The sequence below is a fragment of the Micromonospora sp. A200 genome (assembly GCF_029893845.1).
In the GTDB taxonomy this organism is placed as follows: domain Bacteria; phylum Actinomycetota; class Actinomycetes; order Mycobacteriales; family Micromonosporaceae; genus Micromonospora; species Micromonospora purpureochromogenes.
Map to the genome: position 1 here is coordinate 1 of NZ_JARXXY010000013.1, position 18,882 is coordinate 18,882.

At 69.5% G+C, this 18,882-nt stretch carries 10 protein-coding genes and 1 pseudogene; 6 read left to right on the forward strand and 5 right to left on the reverse strand.

Annotated features, from left to right (window positions below; translation table 11 throughout):
• Window positions 1–214 (forward strand): annotated as a pseudogene (locus M2302_RS14460) (hypothetical protein); the annotation flags it as partial.
• A 34-nt stretch (window positions 215–248) separates the two neighbouring features.
• On the opposite strand, the gene M2302_RS14465 reads toward M2302_RS14460, so the two are convergent.
• The 5 genes from M2302_RS14465 to M2302_RS14485 all read right to left on the reverse strand — a co-directional run bounded on the left by M2302_RS14465 (window position 249) and on the right by M2302_RS14485 (window position 11,667).
• A complete protein-coding gene (locus M2302_RS14465; RefSeq protein WP_280838415.1) occupies window positions 249–1,151 on the reverse strand; it encodes a hypothetical protein in 903 nt (300 codons plus the stop codon).
• A 372-nt stretch (window positions 1,152–1,523) separates the two neighbouring features.
• A complete protein-coding gene (locus M2302_RS14470) occupies window positions 1,524–4,604 on the reverse strand; it encodes a DEAD/DEAH box helicase (RefSeq protein WP_280838416.1) in 3,081 nt (1,026 codons plus the stop codon).
• 121 nt (window positions 4,605–4,725) lie between these two features.
• Window positions 4,726–8,718, reverse strand: coding sequence for an AAA domain-containing protein (locus M2302_RS14475; protein WP_280838417.1), 3,993 nt, complete (start codon window positions 8,716–8,718; stop codon window positions 4,726–4,728).
• Window positions 8,711–9,127, reverse strand: coding sequence for a hypothetical protein (locus M2302_RS14480; protein WP_280838418.1), 417 nt, complete (start codon window positions 9,125–9,127; stop codon window positions 8,711–8,713). The genes M2302_RS14475 and M2302_RS14480 overlap by 8 nt, the downstream gene beginning before the upstream one ends.
• Window positions 9,124–11,667: an AAA family ATPase gene (locus M2302_RS14485; protein ID WP_280838420.1), complete on the reverse strand. Its 2,544-nt coding sequence runs from the start codon at window positions 11,665–11,667 to the stop codon at window positions 9,124–9,126. The genes M2302_RS14480 and M2302_RS14485 overlap by 4 nt, the downstream gene beginning before the upstream one ends.
• 13 nt (window positions 11,668–11,680) lie before the next feature.
• Here M2302_RS14485 and M2302_RS14490 point away from each other — a divergent pair, with 13 nt between their 5' ends.
• The 5 genes from M2302_RS14490 (at window position 11,681) to M2302_RS14510 (ending at window position 18,880) form a co-directional block, all read left to right on the forward strand.
• Window positions 11,681–12,490 (forward strand): hypothetical protein, encoded by an 810-nt coding sequence (locus M2302_RS14490; RefSeq protein ID WP_280838421.1) that lies wholly within the window; start codon window positions 11,681–11,683, stop codon window positions 12,488–12,490.
• Complete coding sequence (locus M2302_RS14495; RefSeq protein WP_280838422.1) at window positions 12,487–13,617, forward strand: hypothetical protein; 1,131 nt, start codon at window positions 12,487–12,489, stop codon at window positions 13,615–13,617. Before M2302_RS14490 ends, M2302_RS14495 begins: the two co-directional genes overlap by 4 nt.
• On the forward strand, window positions 13,614–15,128 hold the full coding sequence (locus M2302_RS14500; protein WP_280838423.1) for a hypothetical protein: 1,515 nt from the start codon (window positions 13,614–13,616) through the stop codon (window positions 15,126–15,128). The genes M2302_RS14495 and M2302_RS14500 overlap by 4 nt, the downstream gene beginning before the upstream one ends.
• Window positions 15,129–15,191: 63 nt before the next feature.
• Complete coding sequence (locus M2302_RS14505) at window positions 15,192–17,531, forward strand: DUF262 domain-containing protein (protein ID WP_280838425.1); 2,340 nt, start codon at window positions 15,192–15,194, stop codon at window positions 17,529–17,531.
• Between the two features lie 5 nt (window positions 17,532–17,536).
• Entirely contained in the window at window positions 17,537–18,880 is a 1,344-nt protein-coding gene (locus tag M2302_RS14510) for an AAA domain-containing protein (protein WP_280838426.1), read from the forward strand.
• The last annotated feature ends 2 nt before the right edge of the window (window positions 18,881–18,882 follow it).

The following is an 18,882-nucleotide window of genomic DNA, read 5'->3' on the forward strand; positions in this document are numbered from 1 at the left end:
AGGCGCACTTCGGGCCGCTGCGCACCTTTGTCATCGCCGGCTCGGACCACCCCAACCACACCGTCCTGGCCCGCGGCCTACACGCCTACCTGCGCGCTGGCGCAACGCCAACGCCCGCCACCCCGACGTCCTGGCCGCCCAACGCCGCCACCGCGCCCGCGTCCGCAGTGAACGACACCGCCGCTGGGGCCAACCCGCCAGCCGAGCCGCATAACCAACCCGGCCAACGTTTGTGGTCAGAGCACTAGCTAACAGTGGTCCTTCTGGGCCTGGGCCGCGACGGCCCTAGCCTCCTTCAGTAGCTTGGCAACCTCAGTCTGATAACCGGCCCCCTTCTTCTTCCAGGCAGCAGTCTTTGTCGACACCTGATTTGAAAGGTCTTGGATTCGGTTGGCGTCTGGTGCGTTAGGCGGTGTGTACCCGGGTAGTGCAGCTGCGGCCTGCTGATATTCAGACAGATTGCGGTCGAGCTGGGCGGCAGCGTCCTTAAGAGCTTGAATTTCACTGGCCAGGCCGCTCATGTCGCTGTCGATGCTGTAAGAGTCGCTTTCGACGCTGTAGGCATCGCTCTCTGCACTGTATGCGTCGCTGCACGCCGACGATTCGTCTTGCTCTCTGTCGGCCTTCGCAGCGTTGGTCTTCGCGTTCGCAAGGTTCTCCTTTGCGGCGGCCAAGTCCCTTTCAAAGTCTGAGAAGGAGGGTGGGTTCGCAAGCCCAGCCCGCACAGCCGCGGCGTCCTGCATCACAGATTCAGCTGCCTTTGCGACCTGCTGCCGCCTCTCTTGTAGAGAAGCTGCTGCGGCTGAACTCGCAGCAGCCGCCTCGCGAGCAGACAGGTTGGCGTCAGCCTTCGCTTGTACCACCGCCACTTTTCGGTTATAGGTGTCGGTCGACCCCGGTGCCAGCGCAAAAGGGGCGATCGAGCCGTCTTCTTGCGGCACCTGCAGCGTCATCTTTGAGCCGGAAACCGTGCCGGAAAGGTTGGTGACGAATCCGAGCCCCTGAGGGAAGCTCAGGGTCATTGCCTCGCCGTCCATCGTGCCCGTGAATGCCGCGTGCGTCGACTTCGTCGTGGTCGGGTCGGCGTTGTTCAGGCTGCTCTGGTCCAGGGTTCCCGAGAGGGCGCCTGCCTGTCGGGTAATTTGAATCATGACGGCGCTCGTGGTGTCCGCCCCTACCCAAGTGTTCGGGAAGCCCCCGACTCGGTTGGTGCTGCTGGAACACGACGTGCCGGGTACGAGCAGCAGGCCGGCAACCAGGAGTCGGGCAGGCCGCAGACACATTTGCACGAGCGAAATCTAGCGATCTTTCAGACAGAGAGATAGCCCCCATTCGGACGGTGGCTGCTGGCAGACGAGTCATGCTGGCAGCAATCAATGGACCGGTTGAGCAGCGCCGGGCGAGGTGTGGCTGCCGCCCGCTCCTGGCATAGCGGTGGCTGGTGCGGCGCGCGCCGCCACGGCGTTGATGGAGGCGGAGCTAAGCAAGTCCGTCCCCGCCTCCCGATGGCCGTTGGCAGGAGGTCATGCTGCGATCGCCCGGGCGGCGGCGTACGTGTCGGCGGGGAGCGGGTGGTGCAGCCGCCAGAGGATCCGCATCGGCCGGTCGCCGGTGTGCTCCTGGTACGTCATTGGCCCGGCGTACAGGTAGGGCGGCGCGCCCAGGTCGCGGTCGGCCACCCTGCTCTCCCGAACGAAGAGGTGCACCGTCGACCCGCGCTCGACGTGGTTGATGTAGCGCTGCCCGGTCCCCGACGCCGACGACGTGGTGCTCTGCGACTCCCACTGGAACAGGCTGTCGGTGATGGCCCGGTCGGCGTACATCGTCGTGGGGGAGTAGTGCTCCTCGGACTTGACCAAGGTGACGAAGAAGAGGTCGGCCTGCTCGTCTGGCAGCCACTTCACGCCTTCGCGCAGGGATCCCGGGTTCGTCATCCCGAAGGCCGCGCACGCCTCGTTGCGGTTGTAGCGCGCGTGCACCCGCAGCGGCACCCGCGCCGACTCCGGCTCCGCCGTGACCCGGTGGATGCGGTCTCGCAGCACCGCGGCGACCTGGCGCAGCTCCGTGCAGCGCGCTGGCTCGGCCCAGAGCCGCTTCAGCCGGGCATCGCGCTCGGTCAGCGGCACCGACGGCCCCCAGAGGCTGAAGTGCAACATGTCCAGCAGCCGTCCGCCGCCGGGCTGCTCGCCACTCGCGACCCGAGCGAGGAGGTCCAGCCGGTCGACGTCGTCGATGTGCAGCATCCGCCCGATCGCCCGGCCGAGCTCGCGGTCGTCCGGCCCGCCGGCCGAGGCGTCGATGCCCGCCAGGCGCCGCAGGCCGGCCCACCCGCCGATGCTCGCCGACCGGTAGACGTCCTCGATCTCCAGACCGGTCTCCCGCAGGAATTCGGCCAGGCTCGCGTCCCCGAGCTGCCGCAGCTCCGCCACCAGGCCGTTCTTTGAGGTCGGCAGCGCCGACTTCAGGTTGGCGAGCACGACCTCCTTCGCCACCCGGTCCAGCTCAACGTGGCAGCCACTCGGCAGCGACGGGAAGTCATCCCGGACGGCCGCCTCGACGGCCCGACGGCTCACCCCGGTCAGCGCCCGCCAGCGCAGGTCGAACCGGAAGTTGGCGTTCTGGCCGCCGATGAAGTCGAGCACGGTCAGGCACGGCTTGTCATCGTCTAGGCGCAGGCCGCGACCGAGCTGCTGCAGGAAGATCGAGGCGCTCTCGGTGGGCCGCAGCATCAGGATCGTGTCGACCATCGGCAGGTCGACACCCTCGTTGAACAGGTCGACGGTGAACAGCACGCGGAGTTTGCCGGCCTTGAACTCCCGCAGCAGGCCGTCGCGGGTCCGGCCCGCGCGGTCCGCCCGCGAGGTCACCGCCGCCGACGGTACGCCGTGCCGGCTGAACCAGTCCGCCATGAACTCGGCGTGCCCGATGCTCACGCAGAACCCGAGCGCCCGCATCCGACCCACATCGACCGTGTCCTGTACCGCCTTCAGCACCATTCGTGCCCGCGCGTGGTTGCCGGTGTAGAGGCCGTCCAGCTCCGCCGGGTCGTACCCTTGCCCGCGCTTCCACCGCAGGTGCGACAGATCCACGTCGTCGTGCACTCCGAAGTACTGGAACGGCGCCAGCAGCTGCCGCTCCAGCGCCTCCCACAGGTGTAGCTCCACCGCCGCGTGGCCGTCGAACCACCGACGCACATCACCGCCGTCGGCCCGGTCTGGAGTCGCCGTCAGCCCCAGCAGTACGCACGGCCGCAGCCGCTCCAGCAACCGCGCGTACGTCGGCGCCTCCGCGTGGTGGAACTCGTCGACGATCACCATGTCGTACGCGTCGGGGTTGATCTCCCGCCGGTGCAGCGATTGGATCGAGGCGAAGACGTGGGCCCAGTGGGTTGGCTCCTTGCCCCCGACCAGCATCTCGCCGAAGCTGCCGTCATTCATGACCTGGCGGAACGTCGACATGCTCTGCTTAAGGATTTGCTCCTGGTGGGCGACGAAGAGCAGCGAGTCAACTTGGCCAGCCCGGTGTAAGCGGCGGTAGTCCAGCGCTGCCACCACCGTCTTGCCGGTGCCCGTCGCCATCACCACCAGATTGCGGTGCCGGCCGTGCACCTGCCGTTCCGCATCCAGGTCGGCCAGGATCTCCGCCTGATACGGGTATGGCCGCACATCTAGGTTTGCGATCTGCGTCGGTGCATCGGCAGCCCGCTCACCGCTGAGCGCCTGCCGGAGCCGCTCCGCGTCCTTGGTGGCGTCGTAGTCCTCGAACGCCGGGTCGTTCCAGTAGTCCTCGAACGTCGCGGTGAAGGTGTCGATGACGTGCGGCTGCTCGATGTTGGAGATCCGGACGTTCCACTCCACCCCGTCCACCAGGGCCGACTTCGACAGGTTCGAGGAGCCGACGTACGCGGTGGTGGTGCCGTTGGTTCGGCGGAACAGCCACGCCTTGGCGTGCAGCCGGGTCGTCCTGGTTTCGTAGGAGACCTTGATGTCGGCGCCCAGCTCGGCGAGCCGATCAAGCGCTCGTTGGTCGGTCGCGCCCATGTAGGTCGTGGTGATGACGCGGAGTCGGCCGCCGCGCCGGATCAGGTCGCGGAGGGCGGGCTCGACGATGCGCAGGCCGTGCCATTTGATGAACGCGCAGAGCAGGTCGACGTGTTCCGCGGAGGCCATCTCGTAAGTGACCTCGTGGCCGATCCGCGGCTGGTGCTTGCCGTTCACCAGGAGCGCGCCGGTGGAGAGCGGGGTCGTCGGGCGCTGCGGGAAGGCCGGTTGGGCCGGTGGGGTGGGTGGGGCGGCGATGGCGTGCAGGAGGTTCTTCGCGTCGGCTACCTGGTCGCCGTGGTGTGTCGCGGCCGGGCTGAGGGCGGCGATGGCATCGGCGATGCGGTTGGTCAGCTCGACTTGGCGGTGCAGCTTGTCGTCGCCGCCGGGGACGGCTTGGAGAGCGCGGCTGATTTGGGCGGCGAGGTGACGGGTGAGGGGGCCGTGCGAGTCAGCAGCGTCTAGGGCGCGGTGCTGGATCAGGGCGGGATCGACGCGGTGGAGCTGGTCGGCGAGCTGCTGCGTGATCAGGTGCTCGTAGATGCCCCGCTCAAGATCCGTCATGCCGGCAACCTAACCTTCTCGCAGGCGTCCCCGTTGCCTCCAACACGCGAGGCGCGAACGCTAACCCGATGACTGTTTGGCAGGCGGCCCGCCCACCAGCTCCCCGCGTCTCTCCGGTGTCCTAGCGAGGCGTCCCACTTTGGCGGGCGTCCTGGATCGCTAGCCGGATGGCGGCGTTGATGCGCTGACCCCGCCGGCGGAAGCCCAGCTCCTGCATCGCCTCCGTGATGATCTGCTCCTCGGTACGCAGACAGCCGTCGCTATTGATCCACGCCACCAAGGCGGCGAGCTGACGTCGGCTGTACTCGGTGATGGGAGCTCCCGGATAGAGCGGAGGCTTCAGCATGCTGCGGATTGGTTCAGTGGACGACGGCGGTACGCTTTCCGACCGCGGCCGCACCACCGGCCGCTTCACCGACGCCGGTCGGCTCGCCTCGGCGACGGCTGCGTCGTAGGCCGCCTTCACCCGCGCGACCTCCTGGTCCCGATCGCGGAACCAGGCGGTGGACCAGATGCGATGGAAGCGCCAACCAAGCCGCTCGAGGTGCTCCTGCCGCAGCCGGTCGCGGTCGCGGGCGGTCGCCGACGAGTGGTAGGTGGCACCGTCCGCCTCGATCGCCAGCACCATCTCGCCCGGCCGATCGGGATGCTGGGCGGCGAAGTCGATCCGGTAACCACTGGCACCGTACTGAGCGACGAGTGGAATCCCAGCCGCCGTCAGCCGGTCCCGCACGTCCGCCTCAAACGGATTGAGTGTGGGTGCGGTGCCGACGGTGGAGAGCCGCTCGCCCTGGCTCTCGGCGTACTCCAGGTAGCTGCGCAGCAGCTTGGCGCCAAGGGCGTTGAGCTTGTTCGGGTCCAGGTCCCGGGCGCTGAACGAGCTGACCACCGTGGCGCGCTGCCGTGCCCGGGTTACCGCCACATTGAGGCGCCGATGGCCACCGTTGTTGTTGATCGGCCCGAATCGGTAGAGCATCCGGCCATCCGGGCCCTTGCCGTAGCCAACGGACAGGATGATCGCGTCCCGCTCGTCGCCCTGCACCCGCTCGATGCTCTTGACGAAGAAGGGCTCCTCGCTCCGTTCCTGGAAGAACTCGTCGAAGCCGCCGCGATCAATCAGCGCACGACGGAGGGCCGCTTCGATCCGCTCGGCGTGCTTGATGCCCATGGTGATGACGCCCAGCGATTCCTCCGGGCGCTTCTCCGCGTGCTCCAGGATCAGATCGACGACCCGGTCCACCTCGGCGCCCACCCGGTCGCCCGGGCCGTAGCCGACCGGGTTGTTGTCGACCAGGACGTGGGTCAGGCAGCCCTCCGTGGCGGCGCCCGGGAAGGTGACCAGCTCGTTGCCGTTCGGCGCGTAGATGTGCAGGTTGGAGAAGGCGATCAGTCGCTCGTCCCGGCTGCGGTAGTGCCAGGCGAGGTGCTTGTTCTGCGACAGCGGGAGCGCGGTGGCGAAGGCCTGGAGCAGTGACTCCACGTCGTCGGTCAGCGCCGTTTCGCCGTCTTCGTCAGCGGCGGAGTCGTCGTCGCTGTCGAAAAACCGGGTCGGCGGCAGCTGGTGCTCGTCGCCGGCAACCACGATCTGCCGACCGCGCATGATCGAGGTTATGCCGTCGACGGGCTCGACCTGGCTCGCCTCGTCGAAGATGACGACGTCGAAGAGGCGCTGCGCCGGGAGCACCTGGCTCACCAGTAGCGGGCTCATCGCCCAGCAGGGCTTGACGGCCAGCAACACTTCCGGCGCAGCTCGGAACAGCTCTCGGACGGGCAGGTGCCGGGCCTTCTTGGCAGCCTCCTTGCGGACGAGCTGTTGCTGCTCCGGGTTGGCGTCGAGCGTGGCGACCAGGTGTGCCGCCGCGGCGCGGCGGATCCGACCAGGGGTCGCCTCGATGTGCTGGTGATCCGCCCGTTGGAAGTCGATGACCGCCGCTGTGAGCAGCTCGGCGTTCAGCCCTGCATAGCGGGCGTCAGTGAGGGCGATGTGATCGAGGATGGAGTGCAGCCAGGCGTACTCCAGCACGTGCTCGGCCTCGATGGCGCCGGCCCGGCGCTCCGCCAGTTCGGCCAGTAGCGCGTGAAGGTTCCACCCCAGCAATGCCGCCCGTAGCTCGTTGTGCCGGGCCACCCGCTGCAACCCCAACTGGTCGCTCGCCAGAGCGGATAGCTGTTGCTGCAGCCGTTCCGGAGCATCGGTGAACGTGGCGGGCAGAACCGCTTCCAGCACGGCCAGGGACCGGTCCAGATGATCCGCGTTGGCGAGCGCCGCCGGAAGGCAATCGGCCCCGCGGGGCTGGCTACCGTGCTGGCAGCACCGCTGCCAGCGGTCCCGTTGATCGGCCACGGCGAGCAGCCCGGCGTGCAAATCCTTGCGGGCGGGCTTGTCTGGGCCGACCCAGAGCGCCCGGACCTCCTTCAATGCCGCTCGTCGCTCCAGCCAGCCGAGCGTCACCGCGGCCGACTTCCGTCCGCGCCGGTCCGCGGTGGCAGCGATCCAGCGGTCGAGGTCGCCCGCGAACACCGCCGGCGCGAAGCGATCCAGAGACCCGGTGACGTCATGGACGAGAACGAGCAGGTCCCGCCAGGCCGTCCGAGTCTGCGGCGGGCGGAGCCCGCACTCACCGGTCAGCGTGCGTAGCAGCTGCTGAGCTTCGGGAAGGATCTCGTACGCCGCCCGCCCGGCCGCCGTCATGACCTCCGGGACCGCTGCCGACGCCCCGATGGTCGCGGCCTGCCACGGGCTGGACGGCATGGACCCGTCGAAGGCGCCAAGACGCGCCAGCTCGCCCACGGCGCGCCAGAGCTGCTCGGCCGCGGCCGGGTCCAGCCGCTGAAGCATCGGCGCCCGCCAACGGAACGCCGTGCGGGCGCTGGTCCCGAGGGCGATCAGCCGCTCCTGAATCTCATACGCCGACAGGTCCCACGGCGCGTGCCGCCGGTGCAGCATGTTGTCGTGGGCGACGAGCTGCTCCCGCCGGGCGAGTAGTTGCCGGCCGAGGTCCTGCAGCTGCGGCTGCCGCTCCTGCGCGATGCGCTGCAGTCGGCTGCCCAGCGCCTGGGCCAACTCGCGGCGGCTCGTTCCGCCGCCGTGCAGGTTGATGACGAGGTCGTCCAGGTCGACGGAGGTGAGACGGTTGAGCACCGCGTCGATGGCAGCCCGCTTTTCGGCGACGAAGAGCGTGGTGCGTCCACGGGCAGCGAGCGCGGCGATGATGTTCGCGATCGTCTGGCTCTTGCCGGTGCCGGGCGGACCCTTGATGACGAGATGCTGGCCGGCGACGACCGCGTTGATGGCGTAGCTCTGCGACGAGTCGGCGTCCAGCACCAGGAACTCGTCACCGAGCGGGACGGTGTTCGGAGTGGAGGGAGTGACTGAGACCGGCGAGGCCAGCGAGGTGCCGGCCGCGACGTCGCCGGCGAGCGCGGCGATCACATCGCTGTCGGCCAGCAGCTCGCCGTTCTTTTCGATGTCCTGCACCATCGGCAGCTTCTCGTAGAGGAACGTGCCGACGACCTGCGTCGAGGCGGCCACGAACTCTGGCACCCGTGCTGCCGCCGCGTTGAGTCGACTGAGCAGTGCGTCCGGCGCGAAACCGGTTTCGGGCAGTTCGGCCAGTAGTTCGCCCTCGGTGATGGTCACGCCGTAGTCGCGGGCCAGCTTGAACAGCAGCACCGGGTTGACGATGGGCGAGGCCTCGACCCGTAGCCGGAAGTCGGTCTCGGTAGCGCTCGTTGCGTCAATCTGCAGCGGGTGCATGATCACTGGAGCGTGGGGCGTGCGGTCCGGCTCACGCCAGTTGGCCATGCCGGTGACGACGTAGCCGGCGTCGAGGCCGCGCTCCTCGGACAGCTCCCGCATCTTGGCGCGGATATTCCGAAGGCGACGCTGGGCGTCCGCACGCGATTCCTGAAACGGGAAGAGCTGGCCGAGGGTCTGCGGCTTGCCGGATAGCAGCCGCATGACCGCCGTCGGGTCGGCCGCGGCCAGGGCGAGGGTCCCTGCCTTGAGATCCCGGTAGTACAGCAGCCGGTTATTGCCGGAGGTGTCGATCAGCGACTTGGCCCAGCGGTCGGCGGCCGCCGCCACACGGCGCAGGCGCTCTACGTCAAGCATCCTCATCGACCCCCCGTCGCCGCACGACCTGCTCGGCAGCGAGGTCGCTGATGATTGTCGCCACCATTTCCCGCAGCCGGTGCAGTTCCCCTGCCGTGAGACCGAGCTCGTAGCAGTGGTGGTGGCCGGCGCGGGACAGCGCCGACCAGGCGTATCCGGCCCGGGCGGCGATGCGCCGGCCAGCGTAGCGGTCGAGGATCAGGAATTGTGGCGAGCGGGCGCGCATCGGCAACACCTCGGGGTGGCAGCGCTGCCAGTAGTCGTCCATGGCGGCCTCGAGTGCGAGCCGGAGCAACCACGCGCAGGCGCGTGGCCAGGCGCCACGGGTGCCCCGTACGACGTTGGACAGCAGTTGATCGGCGGCGTCCAGGCAACTCTGCGGCATCGTCACCAGCGGACCGGCGGTCATCGCAGGGACTCCGCCAGCCGGCGTGCGTCACGGACCAGCACCTCGAGATCGAACGAGCCCGGTCCATGCACGCCCTGCTTGCAGGCCTGGAACGCGTCGCCGGCCCACCTGCCGAACTGGTTGATCCTCGGGAGCACCTTGCCGCCCTGGTGCATGTCGCCGAAGAGCGCCAGCGCGGTCACCTGGTTGAGCGTCAGCGCCTTCTCGATGAGCTCTTCCACCGCACCGTGCCGCTCACCGCGCGCGATGCGCTCCCGCCGGATTCGCTCATGGCAGGCGGCCTCAAGCGCCGAACGGCAGAAGCCGGACACCAGGGGATAGCGGGCGTTGGCGGCGAGCTCCTCCGCCTTCAGGATCGAGGTGGCGTCGTTGAGGTACCGCTCGATCGGGTCGCTGTTCTTCCGGATTTCCACCACCGACTCGTCGCGTCGGGTCACTGCCCAGATGGTGGCCTCGATGCGCAGCCGCCGTACCGCCTCGGGAAGCCGGTTGTCGTGGGTGAAGACAACGACCTGTCGGGTCTCGGCCAGGCTGGCGAGCACCTGGGCCAGGCCGTCGACCTTCGACGGGTCCATGCTCTGCACCGGGTCGTCGATGATGAGAAACCGGAACGGGCTGTCGTCGACGCAGGCGCGGGGCAGGAACACTGACAGGCCGAGGGCTTGGAGCTCGCCCTGGCTCATGACCGCCATCGCGGAAGTGGTGGTGCCATCGACCCGGGCGGGGAAGGATATCTTGCGGCGGGTGTTGGTGCCGTCGAGCCGCATCCCGCTCAGCTCGACGTTGCTCTCCTGACGGAGCTCGTCCCAGATCTCCTGCGAGCGCTGGGCGAAGGGTTCGAACCGCTGGTCCCGCAGCTTGGTGATCGCGGTCTTCAACCAGTCCCGGGCGGCGTTGACCCGCTTGAGCTTCGCGTCGTTCTGCACACCGACCCGCGCCCGATTCAGCCAGTCCTGCAGCGAGACGGCATGCTCACGCCAGGCGTCGTGGCGCTGCCGCAGCCAGGCGCTCGTCTCGTCCTGCAGTTCGGTGAACGCCTCGAGCAGCGGCGGATAGCTGGCCCGGAGGTGCGCGGCGAGCTGGTCGGGGGAGAGCTCGGCTGCGGCGGAGCGCAGGTCGTCCGCTTTCGTGCGGAACCGCTTCACCACATCCGGCTGGTGGAGCGCGCCGGCCAACGCCTCGAGGTCGTCGCTACTGATTCGCCGGTCCAGGTCGAGCAGCCGAGCGGCTCGGGCCTGCGCCTCCTGGAGCCGCCGGTGCCCCTCCTCGACAGCGACGGTTTCGCGCTGGATCTGGTGGATCGTGTCGCCGGCGCGAGTGCGCCAGGCGGCGTCCAGGGTGCCGGTCCCGCAGACGGGGCACGGCCGGTCGCCGTGTTCGTCGTGGAAGGTGACCGCCATCCGGAGCAGCTGGGCTGCCTGCTCGGCCGTGCCGGCGCGGGTGGCGGAAAGGTCGGCGATTTGCGCCGCCGCAGCGGTGAGTTCGTCGGCCACCTCGGTGGCGTATGCCGCGTCTGGCAGCGCGACGGCGACCAGGCGGCGGGCCGCGACGGCGCCCGGGTCGTTGGTGTCGCTACCGGCGTCGGCGAGCAGCTGGTCGAGTGCCTCGAGGTCGGGCGCTCGCTTCGCGAGGAGCGCCACCGCGGCCTGCGCCCGCTGGTCGTCGACACCGGCGAGCGCGGTACGCAACGCTTCGCGCAATGCCTTGACCCCCGAGATCTGGTCACTCAGATCCTTACGAACCCGCATCAGCCGCTTGTCGGCGTCGACGATCGGGTCCATGCCGAGGATCGGAGCCATGGCGTCGAAGAGCCCGCTGGGCGTGGAGGTGACGAGCCGAGCGAGGTCGCTCGCGGTGAGGAATGGACGGTAGGCATCGAGGGGCTGCTGCCACCCCAGTTCCGCGGTGTCCCCGTAGCGGTTCCCGTCATCCGCCAGGACGTGGCCGACCCCCTGGTGCGCCTCGGTGTGGTCATCGCGCCAGGAACGGCGTACTCGAATGGGTTTCGCGGATCCTTCGGCCCGGAGCTGGATCTCGATCTGACAGGGCGAACCGCAGTGCAGGTTGCGCCAGCCGTCTTTGAAGACGCTGTTGCGGTCGGCCCAGCGCGCGCTATCCCCGGTGAGGGCCAGCTCGACGGCCTCCGCATAGCTCGACTTGCCGGAGCCGTTGCGGCCGACGACGAGGGTGAGCCCGGCGTGCGGCTGCAACCGAAGGCTCTGCTGTGGACCGACGCCCCGGAAACCCGCGACGGTGATGGACTCCAGGTACAGCGGCTGGGGACGCGGTCGAGTGGAGGGGTCCCGCTCCGGCAGATCGACGGGCTCTCCGGCGAGGACGGCGGCGAGCTGGTCGTCCCCGACGTATGCGGCGAGCACAAGATCTACGACATCGTCGCCGACGTTGTCCTCGGCCAACTGGTCGAAAACCTGGTCAAGTAGGGACTGGTCCGGGGCCATACGGGTCTCCCTTCCAGGCAAGACGCTAAGTATTGTTGCGTCATCAAACAACTCCCGTCGCGGGGGATTGCTGGGAAACACTGGAACTTGTACCATGCCTTTCGTGGCCGAGTCCATAGAGAACCTCGAGCGCCGGATCGAAGAGCTGCGAGCAGCGGTCCGCCGGGCGGTGATGGCCCGCGACCCTGCCCGAGCCACGGCGATGCGGGCTGAGCTGCGAAGGGCCGAACGGGAATGGGAGCAGGCCCTCACGGACCTCGCCGACGAGGCGGCGGTCGATACCGAGCCGATGAAGCCCGCAGCGCCGCTGGTGCCGGTACGCGAGCAGGTCCAGCATGCGCTCACCCTGCTGTCGGTGCCGGCTGCGCCGAAGCTGATCGCCGAGGTGCATGCCGCGTTCTACGGCGCGAGTGCCACCGGGATCGCGCCGGGCAAGCTCACCCACCTGCGTCGGGACGAGGAGCGGTCCTTCCGTACGGCACGACACTCCCGGCCGTACTACCTCTGCTCCGCGCTCACCGCCGAGCACCTGGCCCCGGCCCGGGGCCTGCTCGCGATCTCCACCTGGCCACTCGAGCGGCGCATCATCGGGCCGCTGAGCCTCCGTGTCGACTTTCTGACAGCCGCCATCAAGGTGGCGGAACGGGCAGTCAGGATGCTTGAGGAAGATTCGGGCGTTACCCGGCTGCTCTGGCGGTTCGCCACCACCATTCCGGGAGCGGCCCAACCGCGCGGGGCGGTAGACGCGGCCACCGTTATCAAGGCCGCCCAGGCCGAACTCGACGTGCACGTGGCGGCCGACCAGTCGCAGCGGGAAGCGGCGGCCGAGCGTGCCCGCCGGCAGATGGACGAGGCCGAGCAGCTCTTCGGCAGCAAGCTGCGCGTACTCAGGGGGACGGCATGACCAACGTTGGCCAGCGGCTGGCCGCGATTCGCGGTGGGGGCGTCGCGAGCAGGCACAACGCCCGGACCATCGCCGCCCTGACCACCAACCCGGGCTGCGCCCGCCGGGCGGTCCTGGACTGCGCGGGCGTCGACAAGCAGCGGCTGGCCGCCTACGTCGATTACCCGGCCCGCTTCGGTCAGTCGCAGTTTGCGATCACCCGCGGCAACGCCTTCGAGGCGCAGGTCAAGGCCAACGGCTGCGCCGAGCTGCTGCGGCTGCTGCGGGAGCGGCTCGACCTCGAGATCCCCGAGGTCTCGTACGACGACCTGGAGTCGGTCGCCGGCCACGAGAGCCAAGATCTCCGGTACGCCCGCTCGCGTGCCCTGCTCACCCGGGCCGCCGCCCAGGCCGAAGGGGCCGGCACGCTCTTCGACCACCCGCTGCTGCGGCTCGAAGTCGCCGGCCAGCAGGCCTACCTGGAGCCGGACCTGATCGCGTTCCAGCACGACGGGCAGTTCCACGTCGTGGAGATCAAGTCGTTCGCGGTCATCGACGGCCAGGCCGACTCGGGCAAGGTCGCGGCCGCCGCGATCCAGGCGGCCGTCTACGTGCTGGCCATGCGCGAGCTGCTCGGCGAGGCCGGGTACGACCCGGAGATCGTCTCGCACGACGTCGTGTTGGTCTGTCCCCGCGACTTCTCCAACCAGCCGATGGCGGTCCGGATCGACGTTCGCAAGCAGCTCGCCGTGCTGCGTCGGCAGCTGTCCCGGATGACCCGGATCGACGCGCTGCTGGCCGATCTGCCGGCCACCCTCAGCTTCGACTTCGCGCCCGACGACAACGGGGTGCCCACCCGCTCGCCGGCCTCGTTGGTCGCCGCCCTCGAAGCCGTCGAGGCGCGGTACTCCCCGGAGTGTCTGGCCAGCTGTGAGCTGGCGTACTTCTGCCGGCACGAGGCTCGCGGCTGCACTGCGGCGCTCGGCAAGTCCGCGCGGGATGAGATGGGCGGCATCGAGCGGGTGGAAACGGCGTTGGCCATCGCCCGCAACCAGCTCGCGCCGGCAGAGGATCAACAGGAGGCCGCCGAGCTGCTGCGCGCCGCCGCGCGGTTGCGGGCCGAGCTGATGAGCCGGGTAGCCGGATGAGCACCCTGACGACGTTGGCAAGGGCCGAGGCCGTGGTCGAGGGCGTCGCTCAGCGGATCACCACCGTGCGTCACGTGCACATCGCCGAACGACCCCTGGCCTTCATCCCGCTGACCATGGCGGGCGAGGCCAACGCACCGCTCGCCGCGATGGTGGGCGACGACCCAGACGATCCGACGTTGCTGATCGTGCCGCAGCCCCGGAACCGCGACCAGCGGTTCGCGTTCGCCGCCGAGCTGGCAGACATCCTCGTCTGTTACATCGATAGCTTCCGCAGCGATATAGAAGAGGTGCGGACGAACAAGGGCAAGGACGTGCGCCACCGGTACGCCGACGCGCCGCAGCTGCTCGTGCCGAACCCCGGCGGCGTCGGCTTCACCCGGCTCTTCGGCCGGTCCACCCGGTTCCGCCGCACCGACGGCGACTACCCTGTCCACCCGTCGGTGCCGCTGCTCGGTCGCTGGCTGACGTACTTCGCCGAGCGAGCCGAGCACCCCGGTTCCTCGGCGCTGGTCGCGATGACCCAGGCGGCCTCCATGCACTGGGCCACCGGGCAGAGCCCGCTCGAGGACGCGCAGCTGGCCGCACTCCTGGCCTGGATCACGCCGCCGCCGGGCATGACGGGCGCCGAAGCGGCCGCCGCAGCCGAGGATCCGGTGACCTGGCCCCCGGCCGGTCCGGCCACCGACCCGACCTTCGACAACGAGGTGCTGGCCCCGGCCATGACCGCGTACGACCGGGCGGTGGCCACCGACTCGCAGGTGGCCCGGCGTCGCGACGAGCTGGAGGACATTCTGCGCTCGCAGCTGGAGCCGACCTGGCGGCTGATGTGGCAGGCCATCTCGCTGCTGCGGGAGCTGCCCGCCGGAGCGCACGTGCCCAAACGGTGGGCGGAGGACCGGGACGCTTTCACGAACTTCACCGCGCATCTCGAAGAGGGGGGATTCCCGCAGCCGCGTCGCGACGGAGCGGTCGCCGCCGCCAGGAAGCTGCACCGCATGGAGCGGGCGCTGACCTCGTACGACGTGCAGCGGGCTTACGACGACCCGGTGGTGATGGCCGACTACCGGCTCACCGGCGAGGCGTTCGTGGGCGACGTGACCGCCGCCCACCCGACGCGGATCGACACCAGCGGGAAGCGGCGTGCCCTGCGGCCCTGGATCGCGGTGACCACCACCGACCCGGTGCTGGTCACACCGGGCACGACGCTGTTCTCACCCGAGCAACCCAGCGGGCAGAAGGCACGGGTGATGTCGGTGACTCCGCGCGACGACGGGACGACCGCGGTCGTGCTGGAGCTGACCGGCGGGATGGGTCGCTCGCTCACCCCGGCCCCCGGCACCGTGCCGGAGGTGGGGAAGCGGATCTGCTACACCACGCTCAGCGACACCTTCATGCCGCCGGGCGCCTTCCCGTCCCGCGAGGAAACGCCATGGACCCACGGGGGCCCGCCGGCGCCGTACGAGGACAGCGCACCGACGACCGAGGACGCCCGCGAGGAGTGGTCGTGATCTACTTCCGCCCGCCGCACCAGCACTCGATGACCAAACGCTCAGATCCGCGGGGGAACTGACATGAGCAAGTTGGGCACCATCCTCGACCAGATCGACTCCGGCACCGTGCTGCTGCCGGAGTTCCAGCGCGGCTACGTGTGGAACCGGGATCAGGTACGCGGCCTGATGCGCTCGCTCTACCTCGGCTTCCCCGTCGGCGGGCTGCTGGTGTGGGAGACGGAAGCCGACCACGGCTCGGTCCGGGGCAGCGACCACGTCGGCGGTGGGGTGAAGCAGCTACTCCTCGACGGGCAGCAGCGGATCACCTCTCTCTACGGGGTGGTCCGCGGCAAGCCGCCGGCGTTCTTCGAGGGTGACCCGGCCGCCTTCACCGGCCTGCGGTTCAACGTCGAGGAAGAGACCTTCGAGTTCTACGCGCCGGCGAAGATGAGGGACGACCCCACCTGGGTCGACGTCACCGAGCTTTTCATCGACGGCATCGAACCGCAGATCGGGAACCTCACGGCGCACCCGGACACCATGCCGCACTTTGCGACGTACATGGGTCGGCTCATCCGGCTGCGGAACATCCTCGAGCGCGAGTTCCACCAGGAGAAGATCACCGGCGCGGACAAGGGCGTCGACGTCGTCGTCGACATCTTCAACCGGGTCAACTCGGGCGGCACGAAGCTCTCCAAGGGCGACCTGGCGCTGGCGAAGATCTGCGCCGACTGGCCCGAGGCCCGCTCGACGATGCGCAAGCACCTGGGCACCTGGTCGACCGCCGGGTTCGAGTTCAACCTCGACTGGCTGCTGCGCAACGTCAACGCGGTAGCGACGGGTCGGGCCCAGTTCGAGTCCCTGGAGGGGGTCGGCTCGGCCGACTTCGCCCAGGCGCTCACCTCGAGCGAGCGCTACCTCAGCGGCTTCCTCGACGTGATCTCCGGGCGGCTCGGCCTGGACCACGACCGAGTGCTGATGGGTCGCTACGCCTTCCCGGTGGTCTCCCGCTTCCTGCACCTCAACGGCGGCACGTTCGCCGACGCCACCCAGCGTGACCGGATGCTCTTCTGGTACATCCACGCCGCGCTGTGGGGACGCTTCGCCGGGTCGACCGAGACGATTCTGACCCAGGACTACGAGACGGTAGCCCGCGGCGGCATCGACGGCCTGATTACCAGCCTGACCCGCTGGCGCGGTGGCAACCTGGTGATCGACGGCCAGGACTTCGAGGGCTTCGGCCGCGGCTCCCGCTTCTACCCCCTGCTCTACCTGCTCACCCGGGTGCTCGGCGCCCGCGACTTCGGCTCCGGCCTGGAACTCAAGAGCGAGATGCTGGGCTACCTCACCTCGCTGCAGGTCCACCACATCTTCCCCAAGGCGCTGCTCTACAAGCACGGCTACGGCCGGTCCGAGGTCAACGCCGTCGCCAACTTCTCCTTCCTGACTCAGCAGACCAACCTCGCGATCGGCAAGCGGCCGCCGGAGGACTACTTCGCCGAGACCGAGCAGAAGCACCCGGGCGCGCTCGAATCCCAGTGGATTCCGACCGACCCGCAGCTCTGGCGGCCCGACCGTTACCTGGACTTCCTCGCCGCCCGCCGGGAGCTGCTGGCCAACGCCGCCAACGGATTCCTCGCCGGCCTCCGGGACGGCACGAAGCCGGCCGCCGAGCCGCTGCGGCCGGTGGTCGTGGTCGCCGAGGAGGAGGTCGACGACGTCCGCGCCGGGCAGGTGAAGGCCCTCGTCGAGGAGCTGCTCACCGCGGGCTGCGCCGAGCCTGCCCTCGACAGTGAGATCGCCGACCCCGCCACCGGTCGGTTGCTGGGCGTGGCGGAGGCGTACTGGCCGGACGGGTTGCAGCCGGGGTTGGGTAACCCGGTCGTGCTGGAGCTGGACGCCAACCCGGAGCTCGCCCGGATGGAGGAGCTCGGCTACGAGGTCTTCACCTCCGTCGACGCCCTGCGCGGTTACGTGGCCCGGCGCAACGAGCAGGCGGCTGGACTCGTTGACGCTGAGCCGCTCGTCGAGGAGCCGGACGCCGACGCCGAGACGACCAACGGTTCAACGGATGCGCCGGTCGTGCCGGCCCAGCCCGGCGGCGATCAGGGGACGGTCGCGGACTTCGAGCGGGCGATGCGCGGGGTGTACGAGACGGCGCGGCGCGAGGCCGGCTACAACGCCACCTACTTCCTTGGCATGATCGCCGCTCACGGTGGGCTCGCCACTGCCAAGAAGCTGCTCGCCAGCCCGGTCGTGTCCGACGGGTTCGCGGCGTTGTGGGAGCGCGGGCGACTCGACCTGACGGTGGAGGCGCTGGTGGCCAAGCCGGAGTACGAGTCGCTCTTCACGCTCGACGAGCTCGACATGGCCCGGCACCGACTGCGGCAGTTCGACTTCGAGATCCCGGCGCGGCGGTGAGCACCGTGACCACCCTGCTATTGCCGGATGCGCCGGCGGACCCGCCGTCGGTTCAGGCCGAGCGCGTCATCACCGACGTGCTGGCCGACCTGCGTTCTGGGCTGCACCGCGGCGTCGTCGTCGACTCGCCGCCCGGGGCCGGCAAGTCGACCCTCGTCGTCCGCGCCGCCGCCGAACTGGCCCGCGCCGGCGAGCCGCTGATCGTGATCGCGCAGACCAACGAGCAGGTCGACGACCTGATCGACCGACTGGCGCAGAAGGCGCCCGAGCTGCACATCGGGCGTCTCTCGGCGACCGACTACGCGGCGACCGAGCGGATCAAGCAGTACGCCACGGTCCGGGTCGCCGCCAAGGTCGCCGACCTCGGTGGTCCGTCCGTCATCATCGGTACGGCCGCCAAGTGGGCGATGGTGTCCGAGGGCTGCTGGCAGTGGGCCATCGTCGACGAGGCGTATCAGATGCGGTCGGACGCCCTGCTGCGCGTGGCCGGCCGGTTCGAGCGGGCGCTGTTCGTCGGTGATCCCGGTCAGCTCGACCCGTTCTCCACCGTTGACACCGAGCGGTGGACCGGGCTGACCTGGGACCCGATGCAGTCCGCGGTGGCGGCACTGCTGCGGCACAACCCCGACCTGCCGGTGCACCGCCTGCCGGTGTCGTGGCGACTGCCTCCCTCGGCAGCGCCGGTGGTGGCCCAGGCGTTCTACCCCTTCACCGGGTTCCAGGCCGGCACGACCGCTGGCGAGCGGTCGCTGTCGTTCACCACCGCCGGGTTCGGGCATGGGCCGGTCGACGCGGCCGTGGAGACGGCGGCGGCGACCGGATGGGCGCTGTATGAGCTGCCGGCCCGGCACACGCTGCGGACCGACGCGGAGGCGGCTGCGGCATGCGCGGCCCTGGCCCGCCGGGTGTTGGAGCGGGGAGCGGTTGCGGTCTCGGAACGCGAGCCGGGTGGCGCGCAGGTCACCGCGGACCGGATCGCCATTGGGGCCGCGCACCGCGACCAGGTGGCGGCGATCCGCGCGCAGCTCGGCGAGGCCGGAGCGGGCATCACCGTGGATACCGCTAACCGGCTGCAGGGCCGGGAGTACGACGTGACGATCGTGCTGCACCCGCTGTCGGGGCGGCGGGACGCGACCGCGTTCCACCTAGAGTCGGGACGGCTCTGCGTGCTGACGTCCCGACACCGGCAGGCCTGCATCGTGGTGGCGCGGGCGGGGATCGCCGAGCTGCTCGACGCCCACCCGAGCACCGAGCCGGTGCACCTCAACGTGCCGGTCAAATTCCCCGACGGCTGGGAGGCCAACCAGTCAGTCCTGGCTCATTTGCTGGCCCACGGAGTGAGGAGCTGACG

Bases quoted from the DNA above. Each gene is read 5' to 3' on its own strand.
- M2302_RS14490 (WP_280838421.1), top strand. From the start codon at position 11,681: ATGCCTTTCGTGGCCGAGTCCATAGAGAACCTCGAGCGCCGGATCGAA.
- M2302_RS14495 (WP_280838422.1), top strand. From the start codon at position 12,487: ATGACCAACGTTGGCCAGCGGCTGGCCGCGATTCGCGGTGGGGGCGTC.
- M2302_RS14500 (WP_280838423.1), top strand. From the start codon at position 13,614: ATGAGCACCCTGACGACGTTGGCAAGGGCCGAGGCCGTGGTCGAGGGC.
- M2302_RS14505 (WP_280838425.1), top strand. From the start codon at position 15,192: ATGAGCAAGTTGGGCACCATCCTCGACCAGATCGACTCCGGCACCGTG.
- M2302_RS14480 (WP_280838418.1), bottom strand. From the start codon at position 9,127: ATGACCGCCGGTCCGCTGGTGACGATGCCGCAGAGTTGCCTGGACGCC.
- M2302_RS14470 (WP_280838416.1), bottom strand. From the start codon at position 4,604: ATGACGGATCTTGAGCGGGGCATCTACGAGCACCTGATCACGCAGCAG.
- M2302_RS14465 (WP_280838415.1), bottom strand. From the start codon at position 1,151: ATGATTCAAATTACCCGACAGGCAGGCGCCCTCTCGGGAACCCTGGAC.
- M2302_RS14475 (WP_280838417.1), bottom strand. From the start codon at position 8,718: ATGCTTGACGTAGAGCGCCTGCGCCGTGTGGCGGCGGCCGCCGACCGC.